The sequence below is a fragment of the Paenibacillus sp. Marseille-Q9583 genome, from assembly GCF_976954365.1.
The window spans coordinates 66,829-87,229 of record NZ_CDRJTB010000011.1 but is presented as its reverse complement, the minus strand read 5'-3'; the positions used below and the strand labels follow the sequence as shown (position 1 = coordinate 87,229).

Here is a 20,401-nt window from a genome sequence, read left to right as displayed (position 1 = left end):
TATTGCCGAGGGAGATTATGCCTACTACATCTCATCATTCTAGGAGGGTTTCTATGGAAAAATTATTGAAAAGAAGCGAAGTACCTGCTGAGAATCGTTGGAAGCTTGAAGATGTGTTTGCTTCTCAGAAGGATTGGGATGCAGAATTTGCTGAAGCTAAATCCCTAATCAAAAAAGCTGCGGATTTTCAGGGTACACTAGATTCCGCGGATGCTCTAAAAAAATGTTTTGAAATGGATGACAAGCTGTCCATCCTAACTGAACGACTCTTCGTGTATGCACATATGCGTCAAGATGAAGACACAGCTAATCCTGACTCTCAAGCTTTGTCCTCCAAAGCGAAAAAGCTTGGTATTGAAGCAGGTGAAGCCTTATCTTTTGTAACCCCGGAAATTCTGGCGTTGCCAATTGAGAAGCTCGACCAATTCATCGCTGATCCGAACCTATCCGCTTATAAATTCACCTTAACTGAAATGAAGCGTGAAAAAGCCCATGTGCTTTCTAAGGCAGAAGAAGCACTGCTAGCTCAGGTCGGAAATTTAGCTCAAGCACCTCAGAATATTTTCAGTATGCTGAACAATGCGGATCTGAAATTCCCTAAGATCAAAGATGAGGATGGCAAAGAAGTTGAGCTGACTCATGGCAACTATATCAAGTTTCTCGAAAGTAACGACCGTGAGGTTCGCCGAAATGCTTTTAAGGCAGTCTACGATACCTACCGGAAGCAGAAGAATACTATCGCAGCAACGCTTAGCGCCAATGTAAATAAAAATGTGTTCTACTCACGAATTCGCAAATATCCTTCTGTAATGGAAATGTCACTCTATGGTGATAACATTCCTAAAGAGGTTTACACCAACTTGATTGATACGATTCACGAAAGCCTTCCATTGATGCACCGCTATATGAAACTGCGTCAGAAGCTGCTGGGTGTCGATGAGTTACATATGTATGATCTGTTTGCACCGCTTGTTGATGAATATAAATTAGATATTACCTATGAAGAAGCCAAGAAAATCACTAAAGAGGGTCTCAAACCGCTCGGTGAAGATTATCTGAACGTGCTGCAAAAAGGCTACGACAACGGATGGATCGATGTGTATGAGAACGAGAATAAACGGTCCGGGGCTTACAGCTGGGGGCCATACGGTACGCATCCTTTCGTACTGTTGAACCATAATGATAATTTAAACAGTATGTTTACACTGGCACATGAGATGGGCCATGCATTACACTCGTATTTTTCGGATAACGCTCTGAATTATCGGGATGCGCAATATACGATTTTCCTAGCAGAGGTTGCTTCTACTACTAACGAGGCGCTGCTAATGGATTATTTACTCAAAAAGTCTACAGATCCTAAAGAAAAAATGTATTTGCTCACCTACTATGCTGATCAGTTCCGGACAACGATTTTCCGGCAGACGATGTTCGCTGAGTTCGAGAAAATCATTCATCAGCGTGTTGAAGAAGGTGAATCGCTTACTCCACAAGATCTTTCGAGCATCTACTATGACCTGAATGTTAAATACTATGGTAAAGAAATGGTTGTAGATCAGGATATCGAGATGGAATGGGCGCGGATTCCGCATTTCTATAACAGCTTCTATGTTTATAAATACGCAACCGGCTTCTCAGCAGCGACTAGCTTTGCCAAACAAATTCTTGAAGAAGGCAAACCTGCGGTGGATCGTTACCTAGGCTTCCTGAAGAGTGGCGGCAGTGACTACTCCATTAATATTCTGTCTAAAGCTGGTGTTGATATGTCATCTCCTGAGCCGATTCGCGAAGCAATGAGTGTCTTCGAAGATGTTATCGCTCAAATGGAACAGTTGACCAAATAAGGCAGAGAGCTTAGTATTGCATTAATCCCTTGCCCTATTTGGGCAAGGGATTTTATTCTGTTATATCCCCTGAGGAGGAAGAATTCAATGAGAATTCAATGGTCTTTAATTGCAGGTTTAATCTTTGCGCTGCTAACAGCCATATTTGCAGTCATCAACGTGGATCCCGTTCAAGTCAATTTCGGTTTTGATGTAGTTAATATACCGTTGATCCTAGTTATTCTGGGCTGCGCGTTAATTGGTGGAATCATCGTGGGTTCTTACGGTATTTTTCGCCAGTACAAACTACAAAAACAAATTAAAAGCTTAAATGCTGAGCTAACCAAACTTCGTGATGCCGACACTTCTTTAGATTCTTTTAACACAGACAATGATGGCCTAACAGGAGGACTTAACTAATGATTAATATTCAACCAAACGAAGATTACATACTCTCAATCCTAAAAAAATTGCTGGATACACCGAGCCCCAGCGGCTTCACAGCACAAGTAATGAACCTGGTTGCCGAAGAAGCGGCAGCATTAAATGTACCGCTAAGCTGGAATGAAAAAGGCGGCGTAATTCTAACCGTCCCAGGCCTAGATCCTTCCCGTACTATCGGCATCAGCGCTCACGTGGATACACTTGGAGGCATGGTTCGCTCTATTAAATCTGATGGTACACTACGACTGACCTCTGTTGGTGGCTTCACAATGCACAGCATCGAGAATGAATACTGTGTGATCCATACCCGCAGCGGCAGAACCTATACTGGAACCATCTTAACCAGCCATCCATCCGTTCACGTATATCCAGATGCTCGTGATTTCAAACGTTCAGAGGAGAACATGGAAGTACGGATTGATGAGCTAGTATCTAACAAAGAAGATGTACTTAAATTAGGCATCTCCGTTGGTGATTTCATTTCCTTCGATGCACGTGCGGTGATTACACCTAGCGGGTATATTAAATCCCGGCATTTGGATGACAAAGCGAGCGTTGCTGCCCTTCTCGGCCTGCTGGAAAGCATGAAGCGCGAAGGCTGGAAACCGCTCCACAACCTTTCCTTCCTCATCTCCAACTATGAGGAAGTGGGACATGGCACAGCTTGGATTCCTGGCGAGATTAATGAAATGATCGCAGTCGATATGGGCGCCATGGGCGACGATCTTAGCTGTAAAGAAACCGATGTGTCCATCTGTGCAAAAGATTCTTCCGGCCCTTATGATTATGTTATGACTGGCCGTTTGATTGAGCTGGCAGAAGCACTTGCTATTCCTTATGCCGTTGATATCTATCCAATGTACGGCTCCGATGCTTCCGCTGCCCTTCGAGGCGGCAATAATATTCGTGCTGCACTGATCGGCCCAGGCGTACACGCCTCCCACTCCATGGAACGTACACATAAGCAAGCTGTAGTAAACACTGCTAAGCTTCTCGCTGCTTATGTGGGCACTAACTGAGGCAAGCACTGGCAAGTTAAAGCAGCTCTGGAGACGTAAACAATGGCTGATAGTCTCACTTCTGCTGCTCATGATAGCAACATCAGCAATCTCGATGTTCCTGTTTTCCAGAAGCCACAAGGAAAATCCCTTTGATGGTCTTCCACACGCTTACACTTATTTAGAGACCGTGAGTCCAGAAAATGTTCAACTCTATATGATGTCACTTTCACCCGAAGATATTAAACTCAGAGCCGCTGGTGCACCCCTTCAGCAAGTGATTGCTTATGGGATTAATGGAGGCTTCTTCTATGGAGATGCACTTCTATCCATCGCTATCATGAATGATATCCCCACTAACGGCGTTAAAAAGGCGTACGGCTCCGGCTGGTTTAACGCTAAATATGCGCGCGGAACCCTGGTCTGGGATGGTGTCAGTCGTAGCTTTTCCGTACAAGTCGTCTCATCGGGAGAAGAATTGAACGTTACGGATCGCCAGTATTATTTTGCGCAAGGTGGCATTAGTATGAATCTACAGGATGAGGATCTCTGGGAAGATGTGATAGCGAAAGAACATCTTCCTTATTCGGATGAGAAACGAATGCGCTCAGGCATGTTGTATGACGATAATGGCAAGCTGTGGCTGATTGTTACGCCAACACTCTCGACGGCGGCAGAGTTCCGTTCAGCCATCCTACAGAGCGTGCCTGCTGAAGGTCTCGAAGGTATCTTTCTAGATGGTGATGGCTCCTCACAGATGAATGCTGATGAAATCATCTTACCTGGCGACTCTCGTGCCGTGGTGCAAATGATCGCGGTGGACGGAACGAAATAAAGCAAAAAGAAGCGATACTCTACTATCAGAGATCGCTTCTTTTTGTGATTTTATTCAATCCCAGACTTGCTCCAGCTTATCTGAGTAAAATGAAATGGCCTTACTATAACTTCTTATTCCTTCATCCGCTGAGGTTTCAGCCAGCAATTTAAGCAACATCCCCATAGCCAGACTATAATCTCCGAGATTGTGCAAGGTCATTGCAAGGAACACCGGAAATTCCTTATTCTCTGGGTACTCGTGAATGGCCTGCTCCAATATTGCTTTGGAATTCTCATATTCTCCGAGTGTTCGATAGGTGCTGCCCAGTCCCAATAGAGCGCCGACTCTCTGCTCCGAAGATAAACCTAGTGTTAAGCTTTTCTCATAATAGGGGACTGCCTCGCGTTCCAGACCGAGCACATCATGCGTCCACGCCAATTGATACAGAAGTTCTGCATCATTACTATTCTGCTCATATAGCTCTAACAGCATCACTCTGGCTTCTTCAGCTTTACCTTCGTTTCGCAGGGCTACAGCTTCCACAAGTTGATTCTCCAACCTGAGCCCTCCCTTATTGTCACACATGGACAATCCGTTTTATGCTTTACCAGCGATTTTCTCTGCAAGCTCATTCAGATAGGTCCAGCGCTCCATTAGACGCTCCAGCTCGGCTTCGGCAAGCCTTTGCTCTTCCACTAACTCCTGCAGTCTCCCAGAGTCAGCAAACGCTGCTTCCATCTCCGCACTAATATCAGTCAAGCGCTGTTCTGCAAGCTCGATCTGCTCGTCAATTCCTTCATATTCACGCTGTTCCTTAAAACTGAATTTGAGTTTGGTCTTGGAAGCTGATGATGCCGCTGTGTTACTGACTGTTTCTGTAGTCTCTTTACGCTTTGCATTCCCGTCATCTTTGTTCGATTCTGCATGGCGTGAAGGAACATTTTGGGCCAGCCATTCTTCATATTCCGTATAATCGCCAACATGAAGCCGAATTTCTCCATTTTCAAAGGCAATCAGCTTGTCTATAGTCCGATCCAGGAAATAACGGTCATGGGATACGGTAAAGACGACGCCCGGGAATTCATCCAGATAGTCTTCTAAAACAGCCAACGTACCGATATCCAAGTCGTTCGTAGGCTCATCCAACAGCAATACGTTTGGTGCTCCCATCAATACACGAAGCAGATAGAGGCGTCTTTTTTCGCCACCAGACAGTTTGGAAATTGGCGTCCACTGCATCGCAGGAGGGAACAAGAAGCGTTCGAGCATTTGGCCTGCCGTAATGACGCTACCATCAGCTGTACGTATGACTTCCGCTTCTTCCTTCACATATTCAATAGCTCGCATGCTGTCATCCATATCCTGATGTTCTTGCGTAAAGTAACCCAACTTAACCGTCGCGCCAAGCTGAACCTCTCCCTTATCCGGCTGCAGCTTACCTGCAATCAGATTCAGAAGTGTTGATTTACCGCTACCATTTGGACCTACAATACCTACGCGATCTTGTGGTACAGCAATATAGGTCAGATCTTTAATCAACTGACGACCATCCAGCGATTTCGACAGTTCATTGATTTCAATGATTTTGCGACCCAAACGTGTGGATGCCACCGAAATATCCAGCGAGCCGTTCGAACTGCTTCCTGTACTTTCTTTCAGCTTCTCAAAACGGTCGATTCTTGCCTTTTGTTTCGTTGATCGAGCTTTTGCTCCACGACGAATCCAAGCAAGCTCCGTTCGAAGCAGGTTCTTACGCTTTTGCTCCGCAGAGGCTTCACGCTCTTCACGGTCGGCTTTTAGCTCTAGAAAACGGGAATAGTTGGCCTCATAACGGTATAACTGTCCTCCGTCCAGCTCTAGCATGACACTTGCGACACGCTCCAGAAAGTAACGATCATGCGTTACCATTAAGAGGGCGCCACGCCGTTTCTGTAAATATTGCTCTAGCCAAGCCACGGAGTCCGTATCAATATGGTTCGTAGGCTCATCCAGAATAAGAAGCTCAGATGGCGTAATCAGGGCAGCTGCAAGTGCTACACGTTTCCGTTGACCACCAGACAGCGTATCCATCAGCGCATCGAATTTCACTATACCCAGCTTAGTAAGTACGCTCTTAGCTTCACTCTCCAAATGCCAAGTACCTGCTGCATCGATAGCCTGCCCAATCCGCACCAGTTTGCCTTCCAGTTCTGCATTACCTGGCTCTTTTTCAAGGCGAGACATGATCTCCATATACTCACGCATGGTAGCAAGATCTGGATCATCTCCGGCGAAGACCTGTTGCAGTACCGTATTTGTCGGCTCATAAGGAGGGTTCTGTGCCAAGTACTGCACTCGAACATTATTTCCGATCGCAATTTGCCCACCATCCGGGGTATCCAGACCGGCAATAATACGTAAAAACGTTGATTTACCCGTTCCATTCACACCGATCAAACCAATTTTATCCCGATCGTCCATACCAAATGAAGCATCACTAAAAAGTACTTTCTCTCCATAACTTTTGGAAATATGTTCCACGGTCATAATATTCATGCTATTTCCTCGCTTGCCTTATATTTTCATAAAACCGGTCGCAGCATGAAGCTGCTATTCCACCGGTCTATCATCCTGACCTAAATTCAAGTAATCCATAGCACCTTTAATAAAAAGACCCGCAGCGAAACCAGCGCGTTTATACGCATCTTCTTCCTTAAAAGACGGATCGAACAAAATATCCATCTTCAGTCGATCCAACATCCCTATGTAGGACTGCGCCATAAGCTCAGGCTCAGACACTCCGCCCTCCAGCAATACCTTCACCACTGCCTGCATATATTCTTCCATAAAAAGCGTCATATACGCCACAAGCTCTGGGTTATTGTTCGGTGCGCGGAAAAAGAGCTTCGTGTGTCGCTTGCGCTCATAATAATAGTAAAGATGATGTTTGGCGATAATTGACAGTTTACCTGCCAAAGTATCACTAGCCTTCAGCTTTTCCTGTAATTGCTGAAGGAATCCCTCACAATCCCGGCGCGTTACCGCCATGAACAATTCTTCTTTACTCTTGAAGTATAAATAAACGGTGCCCTTAGCAATTCCGGCCTGAACCGCAATTTCCGACATCTTCGTTTCATAAAATCCACCTGAACCGAAGAGCTCGTATGCGGCATCCAGAATGGCAGTATGTTTATGATTGGACGTGCTGCTCATCGGTTCCTCCTTTAAAACATCATCCCACACAATAAGGCAATAGCCCCTCCGACGATAGAGCTAATAGCATTGACTGCATCATTAGTCATCCACTTCCAGCCACGCGCGTATTCAACCTTTTTACCGCAGTGATGTGTATTTTCCACTTCGCGTCCGCATACGGTGCAACGATTCATCAGCTGAACGGTTGCCCCTAGAATAGAATCCGTGAACGCACCCGCAAGTCCTCCAGTGAGTCCTGCCAATGTAAGCAACAAGAAGGATTGATCAGGCATGCCGGATATCATCCGCAGCAGCCATGAAGATGCACCGATAAGTGCACCTCCTGCGGCGGCGGCAAGCGTACCCAGGCTGGATACACCACCCGAGGCACCTGCCGTAAGTACTTTACCTGTCAGGACAGACCGAGGGGGCTTCTTGCTGAGTGTACCAATCTCCGTAGCCCATGTATCAGAGGTTACCGTTGCCATAACGCCGATAAATAAAAATTCCCAAAGTTCCATTGGAACAATCGCATTCAGTAGAACGAAAACCATCCCGAGCCCACCATTAGCAAAGACCTGTCCAGCATCTCGACGACCTGTCTTGGCATAAGTCAGCTCAAGCTCTGCCTTATTATCATGATGAAGCTTAGACAACAGGCTTGAAGAGATGAAAAAAATCAACAATATTCCAAACCAAAAGGCATTTCCAGCACCAAAATAAATGGTCCCCATAGCTACCGCGGCAAGCATGCCGGAAAGGCTTAAGGATTGTTTCCTATAAGCCGACCCCGCAACTAACAAAGCGCCAAGGGCGCCGATAATCCATAACATAGATTCATCTCCAACAGATGTTTTTAGCCGATCAGGCAAGTCCCCATCAGCTTGTCACCCCAGTACAATTCAAAGGAATCTCCTGATACGGTAGGGCCTACGCCTGCTGGTGTTCCTGTAAATATTACATCGTCTTTACCCAGCCCGTAACGCGCAGCAATAAAATCGACAATTTTTTGGAGTGAAAAGATCATGTTTTTGACATTACCTCGCTGAACTTCGATACCATTTTTCAAAACCGTGAAATCTGTTCCCTCCAGCTCTTCCTTGTCAGGAAACGCAATGTAAGGTGTGAGTGGAGCAGCGTTCTTAAAGCCTTTAGCCGGAGTCCAGGGTAGACCTTTCTTCTGCAGATCATTATGCACATCACGCAGTGTGAAATCCAGTCCCAGAGCCATAACATCCACCAGATCCTTCACGCTCATACCCGGTACATAATCACGCGCGATCCTTAGCACAAGTTCTCCTTCATAATGAACCTGACCTGAATCCTTTGGAAGCTGAATGACTGCTTTATCGAGGGAAACCGCCGCATGTGAGGGCTTCAAAAAAATGAGTGGCTCTACGGGGACATTATTTCCTAATTCCTCCGCATGTAGCTTGTAGTTCCGTCCAACACAATACAAATTATTAACAGCAGCGCACACAGACAATCAGCTCTCTTTCCCATCGAATTGGATTATTTATACTTTTAGAAATGTATCGCCCCAGATATCCGGACGGTTTGTACAAATCATTATATCAGAATGCATATCTGCTAAGCGACGCATCTCTTTCCCTTTGTTCACGGTCCAAGCCATAATCTTCACACCTTGCTCCGTCAAAACCTTAGCCAATCTAGGATTTAAACGCGAGAAGCTAATCGACAAAAGAGAACACTCCAGTTCATGCAGCCTTCGAGCAGGATTACCAAACCTTGAATCAAAAATTAAGCCTGTACGAAAGCGGGGGTCTATTTCTTTGATTTTTTTCAACACATCTGTGTCAAAAGAGGTCAAAATCACGTCGTCCCGCATGCCTTTAGAGGAAATAAGATCCGTCACTTTCTGTTCGATGCCAGGATACATATTGCCCACTGTTTTCAGTTCAATATTGAGACGAAGTCTACCGGAGGCTAAAGAGAGCACTTCTTCCAAGGAAGGCACCCGCTCTCCCCGAAAAGAACGCCCTTTCCAGCTACCCGCATCTAGACGCCGGATATGTTCCCAATCCATATTCTTCACCTTACCATGACCATTGGTTGTACGGTCCAGTGTAAAGTCATGAATGACAACAGGAATACCGTCCTTGGAGAGCTGGACATCCAATTCCATCCAGTGTACAAAAGGCATGGCAATGGCCATCCGGATCGCTGCTAATGTATTTTCCGGAGCTTTACCGGAAAATCCCCGATGGGCAACACATAAATTGTTCATCATAAGGACCTCCCAGGAACCCTATTTTGTTACTTGAGTCACTTTGCCGTTACTGTTGATCTTAACTCGACCAGCAGATAAAGACTCTATTTTTTTCAGCAAAAGCTGTCCGTTCACCTGATTCATGGGCACAGGCTGGGCTAGCTCAGCAGTCATAGGCTTCAACTGTAATGAACATTGACCTTTTTTACTACATTCTGCCTGAAATACAGCAGTTTCCCAAGTGGCAGGTACCGTTGATCTCGTAAAAATAAAATTACCAGTGCTATAGGCGATCCACTTACCTTTGTAAGGCTCCACACCTTGCAATACATGTGGGTGACCACCAATGACAAGATCAGCTCCCGCATCGACAAAGCTACGTCCAAGAGTCTGCTGAATATTATCGAACTGCTCTACCCGTTCTTTGCCCCAATGGACAACTACGACAACCAAATCAGCTTTTTGTTTAGCTGCAGCAATCGCTTTAAGTCCTTCTCTACTATCATATACTGAAGCAAGCCCGGGTTTATTTTTCCCCGCCATCCAATCTGATGCAGGAATCACCCGTGTGAACCCCAGCAAGGCGATCTTAATCCCTTTACGCTCAAAATATTGCGCCGAGAATGCTTCTTTACTATTGAGTCCAGCACCAACATAAGGAATGCCTCTTTCCGAGAGATGACTCAGCGTGTCTCGCAGGCCTTCCTCCCCTTGATCCAGCGTATGATTATTCGCCATATTTACTGCATCCACTCCGGCTGCTTTAAGAGCATCTAGTGCTTTGGGCGAGCCTTTGAATACGTATTGCTTATTAGCGGCGCCAACCCCACCCGTGGTCACAGGAGTCTCCAGATTCACAACCGTAAGATCATCCTTCTTGAACATTCCATCGAGCGCGGCATAAGAATAGTCGTAACCTTTCTTTTCGAGCAATTCCCCGGCTTTCCCCGAAAAAATAACATCTCCACCAAAATTCAAGGTCACTGTATTGCCAGAAGCCTGGTCATCTGATGGAAGTCCAGACACAGAACCATCATCTGCGACTTGGGAGCTACCTTCATCTGGCGAAGGGGTCTCAGTTGGTATAGGCGCCTGTGTTTCAACATTTTCTTCTCTCTTTGGCTCTGGTGTAGGTGTAGCTTCCGGGGTTACCGTTGGAGAAGGGATGGGAGACTCCGTGGCTTCAGGCGTTGTAGTCACTATAGGTGCTGTCTCCTGCGCAGTACTATCCGGCGTAGGCGTAGGCGAAGCTGTCATTTGCACCACTGGAGGTGGCTCAGAACTTCCCTTGAATCTGTCATCCATAAAACTATAGCTGAGCGCCACAATAATCATCAGAAGTAGACCTGCATTGACCCACATCCAGGCCGTTCTGCGCTTACGTTTGCTCTTATGTTTGTTCTTCTGTCTAGAACGCGATCGCGGCGGATACATTGTTTCTATGATCTCCTCTACTCTCAAATTGGTTCTATTATAGCATACCTAGCACCTGTCCCTCCAAATACGAGAGTCCGCCAAGTATAAACGCTCTCGGCGTCCTTTTAAGGACGGTGTATGTTCTTATATTTAAACAAAAACGGTGAAGCAAAAAAATCTTCGCTTCACCGTTCATTATATAATTCTAGATCTCCCGTAAATGAACAATTAATTCGATATACGCTTTGCAGCTTTTTGTGCTGTAAGCTTAGCCTGCTTAACACAATCGGGCATTGCCACCCCATCATATCCAGCTCCAAAGACATATATCCCAGGAAGTGTGGTCTCAAGCTCCCTATGGAAATTAGAAAGATTGTCAAGATGTCCAACAGGATACTGTGGCATCGAATGTTCCGAACGAGTAATTTCCGTGAATATAGGTTTCGTTGTAATGCCCATGATCTCTCGTAAATCCTTACTCACTAGTTCCGTAAGAGCCTCATCTGGAAGCTGAACATTCTGCTCATCTCCGGAACGGCCTACATGACAGCGCATAAGCACTTTATCATCTGGACTCGTATGCGGCCACTTGGTAGACGTCCATGTACAGGCAGTAATATTACGCCCTTCCTTACGTGGCACAAGAAAACCTGTTCCAGTATCATCAATTTCGATATCCTTCTTGTTGAAGGCCATGACTAAGTTCGCAACCGATACATAATTTACCGCATCGAGTGCTGAAACATCCACATGTGGACGCAAAAGTTCGGCAGCAAAAGAATTTGGTGTGGTGATATATATTTCATCCGCAAGCAGCCGTTCGCCACTTTCCAATTCTAGCTCATAACGAGAAGCTTTAGTTCCTGTAGCATGTATAGAAACCACCGCAGCTTCAGTTCGCTGTTCTACATCATGCAGTTCATAAATCAAGCCATGCACGAGACTTTGTAGTCCTTTTCGAAATGTCAGAAAAGTGCTGTTCTTTATGCTCGTATTTGTCTTGGAGGAATTCCGTTCTTTAATGATTCCACGAATAAGACCACCATACTGCTGCTCTACTTCTCCAAATTGCGGAAAGGTAGCCTGTAGGCTGACTTTGCGTAAATCCCCAGCATACATACCGGCTAATAGCGGTTCGGTCAAATTCTCCATCACTTCAGTACCTAAACGTCGCTCAATCAGCTGTCCGAGGGATTCATCGTCATTGCTCCGCTTAGGAGGAAGGACCAAGTCCATCAGCGCGCGTATTTTGCCACCGAATGAAACCAGAGCACTTGATAGAAATGACTTTAGTTCAGTAGGAATTCCAAGCACAAGACCGGAAGGCATAGGATGAAGCTTGTCACGCTGTAGTATATAGGTCTTCTCTGCCTTTGGATTTGTGTTCACCAGCTCGTGATCTAGCTCTAATTCCTTAGCCAGTTCAATCATCTCTGTTTTGCTAGCTAAAAAAGAATCCGGACCTTTCTCAATCACAAATCCATCCCGGTGCAATGTTTCGATCTTCCCACCAAGAGTCTTGTCTTTCTCTAGCAGTACAATATCAGGTTTCACGCCAGCTTCTTTGTAAAACTTACGAATGTAAAAGGCGGCGCTGAGTCCACTCAGCCCACCGCCTATGATAATAATTCGCCTAGAGGGACCAGTCATGACTGACCGGCCGACATTTGATTCAGTCTTGTACGAACAACATCGCTCAATACGGACATGTACGCAGGATCGCTGTTTAATGATTCAATCCGCATAAGACGCATATCCAGCTCTGAAGCTACGGCTGTTGCCTCGATATCAAGGTCATACAGCACTTCTAAATGATCAGATACGAACCCGATCGGTGCCACTAGAACATACTCCACCTGTTCCTTGCTAAGCTGCTGAAGTGTATCCAGAATATCTGGTCCAAGCCATGGTTCAGCAGTCCGTCCTGCACTTTGCCACGTAAACTGCCAATTGGTTATCCCCGCTTGATCTGCAATAGCCTTTGAGGTCTCCAATAGTTGATCTTTATAAGGATCCCCCATAGCTAGAATACGCTCTGGAAGACTATGCGCGCTAAATAATACCCTTATCTCATCGCGAGTAGCGCCTGCTTCGATATATTGATCTATTTTCGCAGTTACTCTCCGGCTTAGAACATCGATCAATACTGGGTGCATATGGTAGCTCTCCACAAAACCCATGTTGATTTTACATGCATCAGCCTTTTCCTGAGCACGTTTGATGTAGCCACCCACGCTCATGCTTGAATAGTGAGGGGCAAGCACAACACCAACCGCTTGGGTAATACCGTCCTTCGCCATAGCCTCGACACCGTCCTCAATAAACGGATAGGCATGCTTCAAACCCTGATAGCAGACAAATTCAACATCCGCCCCAGCTTTATCCGCGTTAAGCGCTGCCTGTAATGCCGCTACTTGACGGTCTGTGTTCTCCCGCAGCGGGAATACTCCCCCGACGATCGCTTCATAGCGGTCTGTTAATTCTTTAAGCTGTTCCGCTGTCGGCGGATTCCCTCGCCGAATATGAGTGTAATATGCTTCAACGTCTTCTAAGCTTTTAGGAGTGCCATACGACATGACCAGAACACCTATTTTTGCTGTCACGGATTCCATCCCCTTATAGATTTAATAGGCTATTTTTAAGAACGCAGTTTGGCTGATTCTTTCAATACTTCCTGTGAATATTCGTGAATATATTCCGTTAATTCTCTAAGCTTCTCTAAGGAAGCCTCCGGGAATAAGCCATGACCCAGATTGAAGATATATCCCGGCTCTTGTACCCCTTCATCAATTAACGCTTTCGCGTGCTCTTTCAAGACGTCCATCGGCGCTGTAAGTAAATACGGATCCAGGTTGCCTTGAATCGCAAAGTTCCCACCTGTTCTGCGTCGGCCTTCGGACAAGCTCACACGCCAGTCCACCCCGATTACATCTGCTTGAAGCTTCGTAAGACTCGGTAGCAATTCACCAGAGCTTACGCCAGGAAAGTATATTTTCGGTACATCAAGATCGGATAATTCGGAAAAAATACGAGAAACCGTCGGTAACACATACTTTTCAAAATCGCGTGGCGCAAGGGCACCGACCCAGCTGTCGAACAATTGAAACGCTTTTCCGCCACTACGCACGTGACTGCGTAGGTAAGCGATAATCATATCACCGAGCTTGTCCATCAGCATTTCCCAGACACGGGGTTCACTGTACATTAGCTCTTTAGTCCGAATATATCCTTTGGAAGGTCTGCCTTCGATCAGATAGCTGGCAATTGTAAACGGTGCGCCTGCGAAAGTAATCAAGGGCACGTCCAGCTCCTTATCCAGAATTGCAATCGTCTCCAAAATATGTCCGAGATCACCTTCAACATCAATGGGCTTCAGTCTCTCGACATCTGCTGCAGAGCGAATCGGATTCTCGATCACAGGGCCAATATCTTTGACAATATCAAATTTCACACCGATAGAAGCGACCGGATTCATAATGTCTGAATACAAAATGGCCGCGTCCACACCTAGCTTGCGCACAGGCATCAAGGTTACTTCAGCCGCCAACTCAGGCTGTTTGCAGATTTCAAGCAGTGAGTACTTTTCCTTGATTTTACGGTACTCGGGATCATAACGGCCGGCCTGCCGCATGTACCATACGGGAACGTGCTCCGTATCCTGCTTTCTGCAGGCGCGGATAAAAGTGTCGTTGTAGGTCATGATAAGATCTCCATTATATTTTATAAGATTTTTTAAAATAAACGCTTACCGTCCTATTAAAGACGCCGATGACGTTTATGCTTGATCGGCATACTTACTATTATGCCCTTTTTAAAAGGTTGTAACAAGCAAAACGAAGATTGTGGAATGACAATCCTATGACATTACTATGACATGTATTGCACTTTTGAAGCTTAAAAAATGATATACTGATAAAATGTCTATTTTTCTGTGAATCATGTATTTTCTGAAATTCTTTGAAAGGAAGTGAAAGCACTTTGAAGAAATGGGAGACATGGAAGGTCAACCTCTTAGTGCTTTGGTTCGGACAATTCTTGGTAAATGCCGGAATGACGATGATCACACCGTTCCTGACCTTGTATCTTGCTAAGGATCTTGGAGTTCAGGGTGAGCATGAAATTGGAATTTGGGCGGGCCTTATTTTTGCCGCAAACTTTTTAACTTCTTTCATTTTCCAGCCACTATGGGGAAAACTTGCTGACAAATATGGACGTAAAATCATGCTCCTGCGCTCCAGCTTTGGCATGGCTATCGTTATGGTGTTGATGGGCTTCGCACAATCCCCTATGCAGCTGCTCTTACTGCGACTGCTTAACGGTACAATCTCCGGTTTCAATCCCGCTTCCATCGCACTCGTTTCGGGTACTACTCCGAAAGCACGTATGGGATTTTCGATGGGGCTGATGCAGTCGGGTTCTGTTGCAGGTACCATTCTTGGACCACTTATTGGTGGTTTTCTTGCTGATTTAATCGGATTTCGTCCGATCTTTTATGTCGTTGGCGCCTTGCTCTTCATCGCCTCTCTGCTGGCACTGTTTCTCGTTAAAGAGAAATTCGATCGTGCAGAAGCGGCACAAGAGCCACAGGTGTCAGTAATGGAGGGCTTGAAGGAATTGATCAAGATCCCTCAGCTCCCGGCGCTGTTTGGGGTAACCTTTTTGCTGCAATTTGCAATGATCAGCCCCATGGCCTTGCTGCCACTGTATGTTGAAAAGTTAAATGGGCCTGCTGAGAATATAGCCTTTTTAGCCGGAATGGTCAGCGCAGTTACAGGGATCTCCAACATGCTGGCTTCCCCCTTGCTCGGCAAGCTGAGTGATAAAGTCGGCGCACACCGCATTCTGACCTACGCGTTAATCGGGGCTTCGCTATTCCTGATTCCGCAAGCATTCGTTACTAGCGTGTGGCAGCTAATCATTGTCCGTTTTCTCATGGGGATTTTTATGGGCGGCCTTTTGCCCAGCGTTAATGCGCTTATCCGGTCTTATACCCCTGACGGGAAAGAAAGCCGCGCATTCGGCTTCAACGGCAGCACATTGTCACTGGGCAACATGCTGGGAGCTATCATAGGCGGCTTTCTATCTGGTTATATTGGTATTGAGGGGCTGTTTATCATCTCCGGAAGCTTGTTGCTGTTAAACACCATATGGGTCCGGCTTAAGCTATACAAGGCTACTCCGCCACGGCTATTTCGCTAAATTTCTGCTATTTCACCATAGCCAGCGCCAAGCCATCATAGGCTGGCAGACAAGTGCTGATCAGACGTTCATCGGTGGCGATCATTTCATTGAAATGCCGTACTGCCATAATGGCGGGTCCATTTCGATCTGTATTTAGCGTCCGACCGCGGAGAAAGATATTATCACCAGCAATAATCGCTCCTGGGTTAGCCAGCTTGATGGCATATTCCAAGTAGTTAGTGTAGTTCAACTTATCGGCATCTATGAAAAAGAAATCGAACTTAGCGCCCTCTGCTTCAAGTGCCTTCAGGCTGTCCATTGCAGGACCAATTCTACATTCCGTAGAATCACCGAATCCGGCCAGTTCTAAATTACGGCGAGCAAGCTCGGCATAATCGGCCCTCAGCTCTAGCGAAGTCAGCGTGCCACCTTCAGTGAAGCCGCGAGATAAGCAAATTCCGCTGTAGCCGCCAAGTGCGCCAATCTCCAAAATACGCGTGGAGCGGGACAGTCTAACAAGCATAGTGAGCAGTCTTCCGTACCCCGGCTCGACAGACACCTCCGGCATACCCGCTTGGACGATAGCTTCTTTTACCTGAAGCAGGATTTCGTCCTCGGTATAAAGTTGTTCACTGTATTCTTCTTGGGTAAGCATAAAGATTCTCCTTTGATGCCCCCCCGTTTTCTCGAATGAAGGGATGACGGGGAAGATTTTATGGTTTATGGAATGCCGGGCATTGTGAAGTGTCCCGCATTCCCCTATACTTGTATGGATGCTTTACTTAAAATATAAGAAACCATAGCTTCACGCTATTGTATATGTCTTATATTTTTGCGAGAAACGCTTATCGTCTTTAAAGGACGACAATGTCGTTTCTTCTTATTGTACTGGCTTTTTGTATTTATCTACAAGTTAAACGGAGTTGAGCGTATTTGAGCAAATTACAATTAATCGCTACTGCCCCTATGGGATTAGAAGCTGTAGTAGCGCGCGAATTAAACGAACTGGGTTATGAGACCACGGTCGAGAACGGTCGTGTATTGTTCAGTGGTGATTATATCGACATCTGTCGCTGTAATTTATGGCTGCGTACATCCGACCGCGTATTAGTAAAAATGGGTCAATTCCCCGCCAAAACCTTCGATGAGTTATTTGAGGGTGTTAAAGCGCTGCCTTGGGAAGACTGGATTCCCGAGAATGGAGAATTTCCGGTTGAAGGACGATCCCATAAATCACAACTAACGAGTGTACCCGCTTCCCAAGGGATTGTCAAAAAAGCTATCGTCGAGAAGCTGAAGCTCTCCTATCATACGGACTGGTTTCCAGAGAACGGACCTCGATATGTGATCGAAGTGATTCTGTTAAATGATATCGCGCTTATTACGCTAGACACCACCGGACCTGCTCTTCACAAACGCGGATACCGCAGACAGGCTACAGAAGCGCCACTGAAGGAAACGATGGCAGCCGCTTTAATCCAGCTTAGCCGCTGGAATGGTCACCGTCCGCTATATGATCCATGTTGTGGTTCAGGAACATTGTTGATCGAAGCCGCGATGATCGCTTGGAATATCGCACCGGGACTACGGCGTTCCTTCCCTTCAGAACATTGGCCAGTCATCCCTAAGTATCTGTGGGAAGAAGCTCGCGAAGAAGCTTTCGATGCCGTACGAGATGATTATCCGTTGCAGCTAACCGGCACGGATATCGATCCTGCTGCTATAGAAATTGCTGAAGCCGCTGCTAAAAGCGCCGGCCTGTCCGGAGAAATAACCTTCACCGTGATGGCTGCGGCCAAAGCAAGACCCCAAGGCGAATACGGCTGTATCATTACCAACCCGCCATATGGTGAACGGATCAGTAATGATAAAGAGGTGGAGAAGCTGACTCGCCAGTTTGGTGAGATGATGCTGTATCTACCGACTTGGTCATTCTTCGCGATTAGTCCTTATAAGGAATTCGAACAATATTACGGCCGTAAAGCGGACAAGCGTCGCAAGCTGTATAACGGACGTATTGAGTGTCAATATTATCAATACTTGGGTCCACTTCCACCTAGAAATCCGAAATAATTCGGAAGACTATTACGCCAAGCATGAACGCCTTCGGCGTCCTTATAAGGACGGTAAGCGTTTATGCGAGAAATATAAGAACGGACATCTACCTCGATTGAGGACGGTGTCCGTTTCTTCTTACATACTCAACTTCTGCGCTAGGAGGCTTTAACGTGTCACGAGATCCATTTAGTAGGAGCAGCGCAGCGGATAGAATGATCACTGTTGTCCGCTCCCGTTATATTGGTTACATCCTTTTTCTTGTCCTTATGCTCGCTAAGCTAATGTTTCTTCACAGCGGCCTGCATGCTCCTAATATTGATATGAACCGTCTCGACAAGCTCATTGCTCTCGGTTCAGTTATGCTGTTATCATTTTGGGTGTTATGGCTCCCCCGACGTGGACAAACCATAGCCCTGATAATCATAAACGTGCTCCTGACATTACTTATTTATTCTGATATTGTCTACTATCGCTACTTTCAGGATTTCATCACCGTTCCCGTTCTTTTTCAAGCCGGACAGATGGATGCACTTGGCGGAAGTATCTTTGCACTACTCCGTCCCTCTGATCTCTACTTGTTCGCGGATTGGCTGATATTTCTGGTTTACACCATTTGCGTAGTGTTATTCCGTAGGAACACGTCTACCTATAATAATGGACAGCCTTCCTATTATGCTCGCACAAGTCATTTTCGTCCCTCTTCACGCTTAATGAGAGGACTAAGACGGAGCGTTAACGGGGTTGTTGCATTGGTACTAGGCTGCATTCTGACCTTTGGCCCTATCCACTCTTATGCCACTACGTGGGCCAAGGGTTTATTCACTGGTAACTGGTGGAGCTTGGCGATGTATAACGTTACTGGACTCATTGGATTTCACGGTTATGATATTTACTTGTATGCCAAAGATCATTTAGGCCCGCAGCCTGAGCTTTCACAAAAGGAAGCCAACTCCATGAAGCTCTGGTTCAATAAACACAATGCTGAGCAAAGTGCTCTTAAAAACAGCTTTGGAAAATACAGCGGAAGCAATATCGTTGTTATTCAGGCCGAAGCTTTTATGAATTTTGTAGTGGGACGTTCGATTAATGGACAAGAGGTCACACCTAATTTGAACGCTCTAATCAAAGAGAATACCTACTTCAGTAATTACTATCATCAGACCTCACAAGGACGAACCTCCGATGCGGATTTCGCCTCGAATGGTTCACTGTATCCGCTGGTCTCCGGCTCAGTATTTGTCCGTTACCCGGATCATCAATTTGACACGTTACCTGCCATTTTGAAGTCCAAGGGCTATAGCACTAATGCCTTCCATGCGTATGAAGGAAGCTTCTGGAATCGGCAGATTATGTATAAGGCGATGGGGTACGACCATTTTTATAGCAAAAAAGACTTTAAGATCGACGAGCCCCTAGGCTGGTCATTGGGAGATAAATCATTCCTGCGGCAGTCCCTAAATATTATGGATTCTGTAGAATCGATCCAGGAGCCCTTTTACTCTTTTTTGACTACACTATCTAGTCATCACCCATATTCTCTCCCTGCGGCTAAGCATGGGCTTGATACCGGGGATTTTAAAGGTACCATCTTCGGAGATTATTTGCAGGCTGTTCATTATACAGATGAAGCTCTAGGTGAATTGGTGAGTGATATGAAGCAGCGTGGGTTGTGGGATAACACGATCCTTGCCTTTTATGGTGATCATGATAACTCGATCCAAGAAACCTCTTATTACGAACAATTTCTTGGTAAAAGCTTAAATAAGCTCGACATGCATCAAATCATGCATCAAGTTCCATTACTCATTCATCTGCCGGGTAATAACACCTCGGTGATTGATTCTAATCCGGCTGGTCAATTGGATCTCACACCTTCCTTACTCCATCTGCTTGGGATCTCACAAGATCCTTATTATCTCATGGGCAATAATCTGTTCAGTGGCAAAGAGCGACTTGTGACACTGCGAACCGGGGCCTTTGCCGATGCGAAGCGGTCCTATCTTCCAAGTGAAAATGGACAATTCAACAGCGGCACCTGTTATAGCCTCGACAGCCGCGAAGCCATTGACGTTGCGGGGTGCAGCACCGGATTCGAGACAAGTAATAAAAGACTGCAAATCTCAGACGATATCATGAAATACGATGGCATCAAGATGCTCCGAAAAGCAGAATCTGCACCATAAAAATTTCATTTATAAAACAAAAAGCCCTAAACTCCGTCAACAACACGGGTTTAGGGCTTTTAAAGTTGATGGATAAG

The 20,401-nt window shown here is 45.9% G+C and carries 18 protein-coding genes; 7 read left to right on the top strand and 11 right to left on the bottom strand.

The features are described 5' to 3' along the window. The first annotated feature begins 53 nt into the window (after nucleotides 1-53). From pepF to ACWNM1_RS07920, 4 genes are all read left to right on the top strand, one after another. The gene (gene pepF / locus ACWNM1_RS07935) at nucleotides 54-1,844 is read left to right on the top strand and encodes an oligoendopeptidase F (RefSeq protein WP_449600575.1); all 1,791 of its coding nucleotides are present in this window, start codon (nucleotides 54-56) and stop codon (nucleotides 1,842-1,844) included. 87 nt (nucleotides 1,845-1,931) lie between these two features. After that, complete coding sequence (locus ACWNM1_RS07930; RefSeq protein WP_042186819.1) at nucleotides 1,932-2,243, top strand: LapA family protein; 312 nt, start codon at nucleotides 1,932-1,934, stop codon at nucleotides 2,241-2,243. Between the two features lie 2 nt (nucleotides 2,244-2,245). Continuing rightward, nucleotides 2,246-3,286, top strand: a complete 1,041-nt coding sequence (locus ACWNM1_RS07925) for a M42 family metallopeptidase (RefSeq protein WP_449600600.1) — start codon at nucleotides 2,246-2,248, stop codon at nucleotides 3,284-3,286. Then, nucleotides 3,270-4,100: a hypothetical protein gene (locus ACWNM1_RS07920; RefSeq protein ID WP_449600574.1), complete on the top strand. Its 831-nt coding sequence runs from the start codon at nucleotides 3,270-3,272 to the stop codon at nucleotides 4,098-4,100. The genes ACWNM1_RS07925 and ACWNM1_RS07920 overlap by 17 nt, the downstream gene beginning before the upstream one ends. Before the next feature lie 54 nt (nucleotides 4,101-4,154). Here the strand turns inward: ACWNM1_RS07920 and ACWNM1_RS07915 are convergent, their stop codons facing one another. The 10 genes from ACWNM1_RS07915 to hemE form a co-directional block, all read right to left on the bottom strand. After that, nucleotides 4,155-4,667 carry a tetratricopeptide repeat protein gene (locus ACWNM1_RS07915; RefSeq protein WP_449600573.1) on the bottom strand — a complete coding sequence of 171 codons (513 nt, stop codon included), beginning with the start codon at nucleotides 4,665-4,667 and terminating at the stop codon, nucleotides 4,155-4,157. Between the two features lie 12 nt (nucleotides 4,668-4,679). After that, nucleotides 4,680-6,617, bottom strand: coding sequence for an ABC-F family ATP-binding cassette domain-containing protein (locus tag ACWNM1_RS07910; protein ID WP_449600572.1), 1,938 nt, complete (start codon nucleotides 6,615-6,617; stop codon nucleotides 4,680-4,682). 54 nt (nucleotides 6,618-6,671) lie between these two features. Next, a complete protein-coding gene (locus ACWNM1_RS07905; protein ID WP_076283179.1) occupies nucleotides 6,672-7,274 on the bottom strand; it encodes a TetR/AcrR family transcriptional regulator in 603 nt (200 codons plus the stop codon). A gap of 11 nt (nucleotides 7,275-7,285) precedes the next feature. Further along, complete coding sequence (locus ACWNM1_RS07900) at nucleotides 7,286-8,089, bottom strand: DUF92 domain-containing protein (RefSeq protein WP_449600571.1); 804 nt, start codon at nucleotides 8,087-8,089, stop codon at nucleotides 7,286-7,288. Between the two features lie 23 nt (nucleotides 8,090-8,112). Next, nucleotides 8,113-8,736: a fumarylacetoacetate hydrolase family protein gene (locus ACWNM1_RS07895; RefSeq protein ID WP_449600570.1), complete on the bottom strand. Its 624-nt coding sequence runs from the start codon at nucleotides 8,734-8,736 to the stop codon at nucleotides 8,113-8,115. 36 nt (nucleotides 8,737-8,772) lie between these two features. Beyond that, nucleotides 8,773-9,504, bottom strand: a complete 732-nt coding sequence (locus ACWNM1_RS07890) for a glycerophosphodiester phosphodiesterase (RefSeq protein ID WP_449600599.1) — start codon at nucleotides 9,502-9,504, stop codon at nucleotides 8,773-8,775. Nucleotides 9,505-9,525: 21 nt separating this feature from the next. Then, the gene (locus ACWNM1_RS07885; RefSeq protein ID WP_449600569.1) at nucleotides 9,526-10,920 is read right to left on the bottom strand and encodes a CapA family protein; all 1,395 of its coding nucleotides are present in this window, start codon (nucleotides 10,918-10,920) and stop codon (nucleotides 9,526-9,528) included. A 210-nt stretch (nucleotides 10,921-11,130) separates the two neighbouring features. Further along, complete coding sequence (gene hemG / locus ACWNM1_RS07880; protein ID WP_449600568.1) at nucleotides 11,131-12,552, bottom strand: protoporphyrinogen oxidase; 1,422 nt, start codon at nucleotides 12,550-12,552, stop codon at nucleotides 11,131-11,133. Continuing rightward, nucleotides 12,549-13,505, bottom strand: a complete 957-nt coding sequence (hemH, locus tag ACWNM1_RS07875; protein WP_139328657.1) for a ferrochelatase — start codon at nucleotides 13,503-13,505, stop codon at nucleotides 12,549-12,551. Before hemH ends, hemG begins: the two co-directional genes overlap by 4 nt. 35 nt (nucleotides 13,506-13,540) lie before the next feature. After that, a complete protein-coding gene (gene hemE, locus ACWNM1_RS07870; RefSeq protein WP_449600567.1) occupies nucleotides 13,541-14,602 on the bottom strand; it encodes a uroporphyrinogen decarboxylase in 1,062 nt (353 codons plus the stop codon). Nucleotides 14,603-14,880: 278 nt separating this feature from the next. Between hemE and ACWNM1_RS07865 the strand changes: the two genes are divergently transcribed. Beyond that, a complete protein-coding gene (locus tag ACWNM1_RS07865; RefSeq protein WP_449600566.1) occupies nucleotides 14,881-16,101 on the top strand; it encodes an MFS transporter in 1,221 nt (406 codons plus the stop codon). Between the two features lie 7 nt (nucleotides 16,102-16,108). Here ACWNM1_RS07865 and ACWNM1_RS07860 read toward each other — a convergent pair whose 3' ends face one another. Further along, nucleotides 16,109-16,738, bottom strand: coding sequence for an O-methyltransferase (locus ACWNM1_RS07860; protein WP_449600565.1), 630 nt, complete (start codon nucleotides 16,736-16,738; stop codon nucleotides 16,109-16,111). A gap of 278 nt (nucleotides 16,739-17,016) precedes the next feature. On the opposite strand from ACWNM1_RS07860, the gene ACWNM1_RS07855 reads away from it, so the two are divergent. Both ACWNM1_RS07855 and ACWNM1_RS07850 read left to right on the top strand, forming a co-directional pair. Beyond that, nucleotides 17,017-18,156, top strand: a complete 1,140-nt coding sequence (locus ACWNM1_RS07855) for a THUMP domain-containing class I SAM-dependent RNA methyltransferase (RefSeq protein ID WP_076283187.1) — start codon at nucleotides 17,017-17,019, stop codon at nucleotides 18,154-18,156. Between the two features lie 197 nt (nucleotides 18,157-18,353). Continuing rightward, a complete protein-coding gene (locus ACWNM1_RS07850; protein ID WP_449600598.1) occupies nucleotides 18,354-20,324 on the top strand; it encodes an LTA synthase family protein in 1,971 nt (656 codons plus the stop codon). Nucleotides 20,325-20,401: the final 77 nt, after the last annotated feature.